Origin of the sequence: Accumulibacter sp., from assembly GCF_016789985.1 — a bacterium.
Lineage (GTDB): Bacteria > Pseudomonadota > Gammaproteobacteria > Burkholderiales > Rhodocyclaceae > Accumulibacter.
Map to the genome: position 1 here is coordinate 23,688 of NZ_JAEUOL010000049.1, position 8,390 is coordinate 32,077.

Annotated in this window: 9 protein-coding genes; 1 reads left to right on the plus strand and 8 read right to left on the minus strand. The window is 63.9% G+C overall.

Annotated elements, in window-relative coordinates; all coding sequences use genetic code 11:
* Window positions 1-50: 50 nt before the first annotated feature.
* From JNK99_RS02825 to JNK99_RS02855, 7 genes are read right to left on the minus strand one after another with little or no spacing between them, the layout of a single operon-like run.
* On the minus strand, window positions 51-995 hold the full coding sequence (locus JNK99_RS02825; protein ID WP_291848307.1) for a pseudouridine synthase: 945 nt from the start codon (window positions 993-995) through the stop codon (window positions 51-53).
* A complete protein-coding gene (gene scpB, locus JNK99_RS02830; RefSeq protein WP_291848310.1) occupies window positions 964-1,572 on the minus strand; it encodes an SMC-Scp complex subunit ScpB in 609 nt (202 codons plus the stop codon). The genes JNK99_RS02825 and scpB overlap by 32 nt, the downstream gene beginning before the upstream one ends.
* Window positions 1,553-2,395 (minus strand): ScpA family protein, encoded by an 843-nt coding sequence (locus JNK99_RS02835; RefSeq protein WP_291848314.1) that lies wholly within the window; start codon window positions 2,393-2,395, stop codon window positions 1,553-1,555. Before JNK99_RS02835 ends, scpB begins: the two co-directional genes overlap by 20 nt.
* Before the next feature lie 26 nt (window positions 2,396-2,421).
* On the minus strand, window positions 2,422-3,624 hold the full coding sequence (locus JNK99_RS02840; RefSeq protein ID WP_291848317.1) for a tryptophan--tRNA ligase: 1,203 nt from the start codon (window positions 3,622-3,624) through the stop codon (window positions 2,422-2,424).
* Window positions 3,625-3,641: 17 nt separating this feature from the next.
* The gene (locus JNK99_RS02845) at window positions 3,642-4,295 is read right to left on the minus strand and encodes a site-2 protease family protein (RefSeq protein ID WP_291848320.1); all 654 of its coding nucleotides are present in this window, start codon (window positions 4,293-4,295) and stop codon (window positions 3,642-3,644) included.
* 7 nt (window positions 4,296-4,302) lie between these two features.
* Complete coding sequence (locus JNK99_RS02850; protein WP_291848323.1) at window positions 4,303-4,929, minus strand: L-threonylcarbamoyladenylate synthase; 627 nt, start codon at window positions 4,927-4,929, stop codon at window positions 4,303-4,305.
* 15 nt (window positions 4,930-4,944) lie between these two features.
* On the minus strand, window positions 4,945-5,814 hold the full coding sequence (locus JNK99_RS02855; protein ID WP_291848327.1) for a 3',5'-nucleoside bisphosphate phosphatase: 870 nt from the start codon (window positions 5,812-5,814) through the stop codon (window positions 4,945-4,947).
* 141 nt (window positions 5,815-5,955) lie between these two features.
* Between JNK99_RS02855 and JNK99_RS02860 the strand changes: the two genes are divergently transcribed.
* On the plus strand, window positions 5,956-6,855 hold the full coding sequence (locus JNK99_RS02860; RefSeq protein ID WP_291848330.1) for a recombination-associated protein RdgC: 900 nt from the start codon (window positions 5,956-5,958) through the stop codon (window positions 6,853-6,855).
* A gap of 288 nt (window positions 6,856-7,143) precedes the next feature.
* On the opposite strand, the gene JNK99_RS02865 is transcribed toward JNK99_RS02860, so the two are convergent.
* Window positions 7,144-8,336, minus strand: a protein-coding gene (locus tag JNK99_RS02865; protein WP_291848338.1) for an IS3 family transposase whose coding sequence is annotated in 2 segments (ribosomal slippage) — window positions 7,144-8,069 and window positions 8,069-8,336 — 1,194 coding nt in all. Because the reading frame shifts where the segments join, the coding sequence is not laid out codon by codon here.
* Between the last annotated feature and the right edge of the window lie 54 nt (window positions 8,337-8,390).

The following is an 8,390-nucleotide window of genomic DNA, read 5'->3' on the forward strand; positions in this document are numbered from 1 at the left end:
TAACGAAAAAACCGGCGTGGGTAAATCGACTCGCGAGCCAACTCGATGATTCAGGCTTCGCGCGGTCGCCGCGGCGGACGTCCGGACGCCGCGGGCACCATGCCGAAGTCGGTCAGCAGCCGCTTCACCTCCGGTTCGGCCAGCTCCTGCACCTGGCCGCGCTTGAGTGCCGGTGGCAGCACGAACGGACCATAACGCACGCGCATCAGTCGGCTGACGACGACGCCGACCGCCTCGAACATGCGCCGCACCTCGCGGTTACGGCCCTCGAACAACGACACGCGGTACCAGCGATTGGCTCCCTCACCGCCCGCCGCCTGAAAACTGGCGAACTTCGCTGGCCCGTCGTCGAGTTCGATCCCGTCGAGCAGACGCTGGCGCACCTCATCCGACAGATCACCGAGGATGCGCACCGCGTACTCGCGCACCAGTTCATAGCGTGGGTGCATCAGACGATTGGCAAGATCCCCCGAGGTGGTCAGCAATAGCAGACCACTGGTGTTGAAGTCGAGACGCCCGACCGCCACCCAGCGGCCGGCCGCCATGCGCGGCAGCGAAGTGAACACGTTCGGCCGATGCTGCGGGTCGTTGCGTGAAACGATCTCCCCTTCCGGCTTGTGATAGAGGATGACGCGCGGCAGACGGTCCGAGAAGCGCACAGGGACGAGTTTGCCATTGACCTTGATGCGGTCGCCCGGGCTGACGATCTGACCGACTTGCGCCGGCTCACCATTGACCATGATGCGTCCGGCGACGATCAGCCCTTCCATCTCACGGCGCGATCCGAGACCGCTGTTGGCAAGCAGCTTGTGCAGGCGCTCCGGCTTGCCAACCGGCTCCTGGTGGCGGCTGCGCCGTAGCGCTTCGCCGGCGCCGCCGGTCTTGTCGCTCGGGCGTTGGTCGCGCGGCGCGCCGGGCGACGGGGTCGACCGCGTCGAGGGCGAACGTGTCGGACGGGCAGGATCAGCCGGCGGCCGGCGTTTGTTGTTGGGCATCGGCAAGGTCCAGGGTGGGATTGATCTGTTCGAGCTCCGGCAACTCGGCGAGACTGCGCAGGCCGAGATCGTCGAGGAATTTCCGGGTGGTGGCGAGCAATGCCGGTCGTCCCGGGGTATCACGATGGCCGACGACATCGACCCAGCCACGTTCCTCGAGCACACGGATCACCTGCGTGGCGACACTCACCCCGCGGATGTCCTCGATGTCACCGCGCGTCACCGGCTGGCGATAGGCAATGATCGCCAGCGTTTCGAGCACCGCGCGCGAGTAGCGCGGCGGTTTTTCCGGATGCAGCCGCTCGAGATAGGGCATGAATTCGGCACGCGTCCGGAAACGCCAGCCGCTCGCCACCGGCAGGAGCTCGAGCGAGCGCCCGTTCCACTCGGCGCGCAACTCGTCGAGCAGCACGCGCAGGACATCGCTGGCGATTTCGTCGTTGAACACTCGGCGCAATTCGAGCAGCGACAAGGGCTCCCTGGCACTCAGCAGCACCGCTTCGAGCACCCGCTTGCGCTCGGCCGGCTGGGCCGGCAACTCTGCCGACGCAGGCTGATCAGGAATCGCCGTGTCCATCCGCCAACCTCAGATAGATCGGAGCAAAAGCCTCCACCTGCGTCATCTCGAGCAGGTGCTCGCGCGCCAGTTCGAGCAGGGCGAGAAAGTGTACGACCAGCACCGGTGCCCCCAGGCGTGGATCGAAAAGGTCGACGAATTCGACAAAACCGCCGGCCGCACGCAAGCGACGCAGGATGATGCCCATGTGCTCGCGCACCGAGAGCTCCTCGCGCTGTACCAGGTGACGAGTGTGCAATTTCGCCTGTCTGAGGATACCGCGCCAGGCGTTCTGCAAGTCCTGCGCGCTGACCTCCGGCAGACGCCGCAGCAATGCCTTCTCGACCCACACCTCGACCCAGTCGAAGTCGCGCTCGGCCTGTGGCAGTTCGTTCAACCCGTACGCCGCACGCTTCATCTGCTCGTATTCGATCAGGCGGCGCACCAGCTCGGCCCGTGGGTCCTCGGCCTCATCGCCAGCCGGCGCTTTCGGCCGCGGCAACAGCATCCGCGACTTGATCTCGATCAGCATCGCCGCCATGACCAGATAATCGGCCGCCAGCTCCAGGTTCTGCGAGCGCATCGCTTCGACGTAGGTCAGATACTGTTCGGTCAGCGGCGCCATCGGAATGTCGAGCACGTTGACGTTGGCCCGGCGGATCAGATAGAGCAGCAGGTCGAGCGGACCCTCGAAGGCATCGAGCATGACCGCCATCGCGTCGGGCGGAATGTAGAGGTCATGCGGCAGTTGCGCCAGCGGCTCGCCGTAGACTCTGGCCAGCGGACTGACCGGATCGTCTCCCGGCGCGGCCGCGTCCGCTTCGACAATGGCGCAGACGCTCATCGCGGATCGAACCCGGACGGCCGCATTCAGCGGTAATCCAGCCCCATCGCCTGGCGCACGTCGCGCATGGTTTCGCGGGCAAGGTGGCGTGCTTTGGCGCTGCCGTCGGCGATGATCTCGCGCACCAGTTGCGGCTTGTCCAGATAGGGCTGCGCGCGCTCGCGCATCGGTGCCTGCTCGCGCAGGATGCCATCGATCACCGGCTGCTTGCAGTCCAGACAGCCGATGGCGGCGCTGCGGCAGCCCTGCTGCACCCAGGCCCGACAGTTGTCGTCCGAGTATACCTGATGCAACTGCCAGACCGGGCAGTTCTCCGGGTCGCCGGGATCCGTCCGCCGGATGCGCGCCGGGTCGGTCGGCATGCGCCGCAGCTTGTGGGTTACCGAAGCCGCATCCTCGCGCAGTGTGATCGTGTTGCCGTAGGACTTGGACATCTTCTGGCCGTCGAGACCCGGCATGCGCGAGGCGGCGGTGAGCAAGGCACCCGGCTCGACCAGGATCATCTTGCCGGTACCCTCAAGGTAACCGCAGAGGCGCTCGCGATCGACGTGCGACAGGTCGTGCACCTCGTCGAGCAGCGCATGCGCACGCTCGATCGCCAGCCGTTCACCCTGCTGCTGGTAGTACGTGCGCAGTTCCTCGTAACGCCGCGCCCGCTTCGACCCGAGCTTGCGCACCGTCTCCCTGGCCTTCTCCTCGAAGCCCGGCTCGCGCCCATAGAGATGGTTGAAACGCCGCGCCACCTCGCGCGAAAATTCGATGTGCGGCACCTGGTCCTCGCCGACCGGCACCTTGTCGGCCCGATAGATCAGGATGTCGGCCGACTGCAACAGAGGATAGCCGAGGAAACCATAGGTGGACAGATCCTTGTTTTCGAGCTTCTCCTGCTGATCCTTGTAGGTCGGCACCCGCTCCAGCCAGCCGAGTGGGGCCATCATCGACAACAGCAGATGCAGCTCGGCATGCTCGGGCACCTGCGACTGGATGAACAGCGTCGCCCGCGCCGGATCGACGCCGGCCGCCAGCCAGTCGACCACCATGTCCCAGGAGGCTTCGACGATCCCTTGCGGATCATCATACCGGGTGGTCAGGGCGTGCCAATCGGCGACGAAGAAGAGGCAGGGATACTCGTGCTGCAGCTTCACCCAGTTTTTCAGGACACCGTGGTAGTGACCCAGATGCAGGCTGCCGGTGGGGCGCATCCCGGAGAGGACTCGTTCTGCGTACATGATCTGTCTTCGACCGCTCAGGAAGGAAGTTGAAAAACGAATTCGACCAGGCCGCCGACCAGTCGCATGACCGGCGTCAGCAAGGAACCAAGCACTCCGGTAAACAGGAGGAGCAGCAGGATCGGAAAACCGAAACGTTCGAGTTGCGCAAAGCGCCACGCCGCCTCGCGCGGCAGCAGGCTGACGGCAATGCGACCACCATCGAGCGGCGGCAGGGGAAAGAGATTGAGCACCATCAGCACCAGGTTGACCGACATGCCGACCTCGGCCATGCGCGACATCGGCAGACTGAAGAAATTCAATGGCAGCAGCCAGGCCAGCTTCATCAGCGCAGCCCAGAAGCAGAGCATGGCCAGGTTGGCTGCCGGACCGGCCGCCGCCACCCACAACATGTCGCGCTTGGGATTGCGCAGACGACCGAAATTGACTGGTACCGGCTTGGCCCAGCCAAACAGGATGCCGCCGGTGGACAGCAGCAGGATGATTGCCGGCACGAGGATCGTGCCGACCGGATCGATGTGCTTGAGCGGATTGGCGGTGATCCGCCCCTCCTGCCAGGCGGTCGGATCGCCGAAATGGCGCGCCGCGTAACCATGCGCTGCCTCATGCAGGGTGATGGCGAGGATCACCGGCAAGGCGGCGATCGCAATGGTCTGGATCAGTCCCTCCATGCCGCCCTCAGTCCAGGCCAAGCGGCCCCAGCGGGCCAAGACCGGCGCGAATCAGCAACGGCAGCACTGTGGTCAGATCGACGACGGTGGTCGGCTCGATGCCGCAATGCCCCCCGTCGAGGATCAGTTCGAGCTGGCCATCCAGCCGATCGCGGATTTCCCAGCCTTCGGTCAGTGGTTCTTCGTCGCCGGCGATGATCAGGGTGGAGGTCAACAAGGGCTCGCCCAGCGCCTCGAGCAGAGCCAGCGTCACGGCGTGCGCCGGCACGCGCAAACCGATCGTTTTGCGCTTCGGATGCAGCACGCGCCGCGGCAACTCGCGCGTTCCCTCGAGGATGAAGGTGTAGCTGCCTGGCGTGGTTGCCTTGAGCAACCGGTAACGGGCATTGTCGACCCGCGCGAATTGACCGATCTGCGACAGATCGCGGCACATCAGCGTCAGGTGGTGGCGCTCATCGACGCCGCGCAGGCTACGAATGCGCTGAACGGCGGCCTTGTCGCCCAGATGGCAACCCAGCGCATAGCTCGAATCGGTCGGCAAGGCAATCACCCCGCCCTGGCGCACCACCTCGGCGGCCATGTGCAGCAAGCGCTGCTGCGGATTGTCGGGATGAATCGTGATGTACTGCGCCATGATGGGCCCTGCAGCTCAGAAAAGCTGCCAGACGGGCCTGAGGCCTTCGGGCAGCGGCGGCAGTCGACCCAGATCGACGTAACTCTCGCCGGGACCATGGAAATCGGAACCGCGCGAGGCGAAAAAACCGTACTCCCTGGCCAGGCGACCGTAAAGCTCGACATGCTCCGGCGTGTGACTGCCCGACATGACCTCGATCGCCTGCCCGCCAAGCTCCTTGAACTCACCGAGAAAACGCCGCATGTCGCCACGCGACAGCTTGTAGCGGGCCGGGTGGGCGACCGCCGCCACCCCGCCGGCATCGCTGATCCAGCGTACCGAATCGGCCAGCGTCGCCCAGCGATGATCGACATAGCCCGGCCGCCCCGGGATCAGATACGATTCGAAGACGCTGCGCAGATCCTTGCAGGCGCCGATTTCGACCAGATAGCGACCGAAATGGGCGCGACTGACCAGGTTGGGGTTGGCCGCGTGGCGTATCGCGCCCTCGAACGAGCCGCCGATGCCGACCCTGTCGAGTTCCGCAGCCATTTTCCGCGCGCGTTCGATGCGGCCCGCGCGGATACCGGCCAGACCGTCATTCAGCGCCTGATCGGCAGGGTCGAAGCCGAGACCGAGAACGTGAATCTGCAGCGTTTCCCACTCGATCGAGATCTCGACGCCGGCTATCAGGGTAACCCCGACTTGGCTCGCCGTCGAACCCGCCACATCCAGACCATCGAGGTCATCATGGTCGGTCAGGGCCAGCAGATCCACTCCGTTTGCAGCGGCGCGACGCACCACCTCGGCCGGCGGCAGGAGACCGTCGGAGCAGGTGGAGTGGCAGTGGAGATCGCAATTGAGCACGGTACAGGGCAGTGACGGGTGACGGAAAGAACTGTGCATGATAACACAGCCGTCTGCCCGCCCCCGCCACCGAGTGACGTCTCGGAAGTTCCCGCCCGGCGGGCCGTCGAGCCCTGCGCCATCGGCCTCATCGCCCTCCCCCTTTCCGGCCTATAATCCCCACCTTTTTTGGGTCCGACCATGTGGTTCAAGAACCTTCAACTCTATCGCCTGCCGAAAAACTGGAAGATCGAAGCCACCGAGCTGGACGAACGGCTGGCGCGATTCACCCTGCAGGGATGCAGCGCCACCGATCCGCGCAGCATGGGCTGGGTACCCCCACGTGACGGCGGTACGCTGATCCATTCGGCAAACCAGCAGTGGCTGCTGGCCCTCGGCGTCGAAGAGAAACTGCTGCCGGCGACAATCGTCAAGCGCTTTGCCAGCGATCGGGCGAAGGAAATCGAGGAAGCCGAAGGCCGCCGCGTCGGCCGCCGGGAGTTGCGCGAGCTTCAGGAGCAGATGACGCTCGAACTGCTGCCGCGCGCCTTCATCCGCCGTCGCACGACACACGGCTGGATCGACCGGGCCAATGGCTGGCTGGTGATCGACACGGCCTCACCGGCCAAGGCAGAGGAATTCCTCGAACATCTGCGCCAGTCGCTCGACAGCCTGCCAGCCAGACTGGTCAAGGTGCTGCAATCGCCGTCCGCAGCGATGACCGGCTGGGTGGCCGCCGGAGAAGCACCTGCCGGGTTCACGCTCGACCAGGACCTCGAACTGCGCTCGCCCGAGAAGGCCACCGTGCGCTACGCCAATCACCCGCTCGAAGGCGAAGAGATCCGCCAGCACATCGCCGACGGCAAGATCGTCACCCGCCTGGCAATGACCTGGAGCGATCGCATCTCCTTCGTGCTCAATGACCTCTTGCAGATCAAGCGGCTCGCCTTCCTCGACCTCCTCAAGGAACAGTCCGAAGGCCAGGCAGAGAATGAAGCAGAGCGCTTCGACATCGACTTCACCCTGATGACCGGCGAAGTGGCGCAACTCCTCGAAGAACTGCTGGCGGCGCTGGGCGGCGAGGCGCCATCCGCTCCCTAGCCGTTCCCGGAACGCCAGTCACCACAACGATTGCGGGTCTGTCCGCTACAGGACCCGGTTGGGCGAATCGCAGCGATCACGCGACGCGAGTTCGGACCCCCGCCATTAAAGGCACGCGCCTCTTGACCGGAGCAGACGGCGAAGCGAAACGGGCAAACCGGAGGCTTTGTAGAAAAAGCCACCGGGGTCAACGCAAGGGCAAGGGCGAGTACGACAGATTGTGCCATGCCCCACTGGAGTTGCCCCGTTTTGACGGACAAGTGGAGGGCTCTTTAGAGAGCGATGACTTCAGGTGATTGTGTCAGTGTGGAGGTCAATGGGGGGGTGTTTTCTTTCAAAGTTGATGGGGGAGATCTGCCCCAAAGCTGAATGGCGACGGCGGGGGTTGTACCAAGCCTCAATCCATGTGAATACGGCCGTGCGTGCCTCTGCCTTTGTTTTCCAGCCACGGCGTGCAATGAGCTCGCACTCCAGGCGGGCAAAGAAGCTTTCGGCCATGGCTTTGTCGTACGCATCGCCGACCGTGCCCAGGGACGGTCGGACACCCATTTCCTTGCACCGCTTACCAAATGCCAGGCTGGTGTATTGGCTGCCCTGATCTGAATGATGGATCACAGAGCCGGGCTTTCGGGTGTGCAGAGCCACGTTCAGAGCGGCCCCCACCAAGTCAGCAGTCATGTGCTCGCCAAACGCCCAACCCACAACCTTGCGGCTATACACCTCAAGCACCACAGCCAGGTAGATGAATCGGGCCCAGGTTGGGAGGTAGGTCATGTCGGCCACCCACAGCTCATTGATGCCCCTGGCCACGAATTCACGGTTGACCAGATCTGGAGCGGGCCGCTGGCGTTTGTCTCTTTCTGTGGTCACTACGTAGTCACGGCGGCGGCTGACGCCACGCATTTGTCCTTGGCGCATCAGGCGTGCGAGGCGCTTGCGGCTGGCCACGACACCCACATTGATCAACTCAGCCCGCACTCGGGGCATGCCGTAAGTTTCATCACTGGCCATGAACACCTCTTTGATTCGATGTGTCAGTGCCTGATTGGCCAAGGTCCGACGCGAGGGGGCGCGGCCTCTCCCGTCGTCAAAGCCGCTGCACGAGACGTTGAGCGTTTGGCACATGGTCTTGACAGGTCGTTCGGCCTGGTTTGCTGCAATCAGCGCATAGACGGTGTGGATGTCTGCGTGCCGTTGTTGACAAACCAGGCCGTAGCCTTTGCCAGGATGTCCCTTTCGGTCTGTACTGGTCTGAGCTTGCGGCGCAGCTCAATCAGTTCTTGGCGCTCTGTCGCACTCAAGGGGGTTGATGCAGCTCCAGCAGGTCCAACCTTCACACCAGAATGACGAACCCAGCTCAGAATGGATGTGACATGGCAGCCAAACTCCTTGGCAAGTTCGCTGGGCTTGCGTCCAGCATGAACCAACTCGACCGGTTGTTGACGGAATTCAGCCGGGTATGGCGGTTTCGCTTTTGACATTTCGGACTCCTTATTGATGAACAGTAGGGGGTCCGCCAAATGGGGGCAACTCCA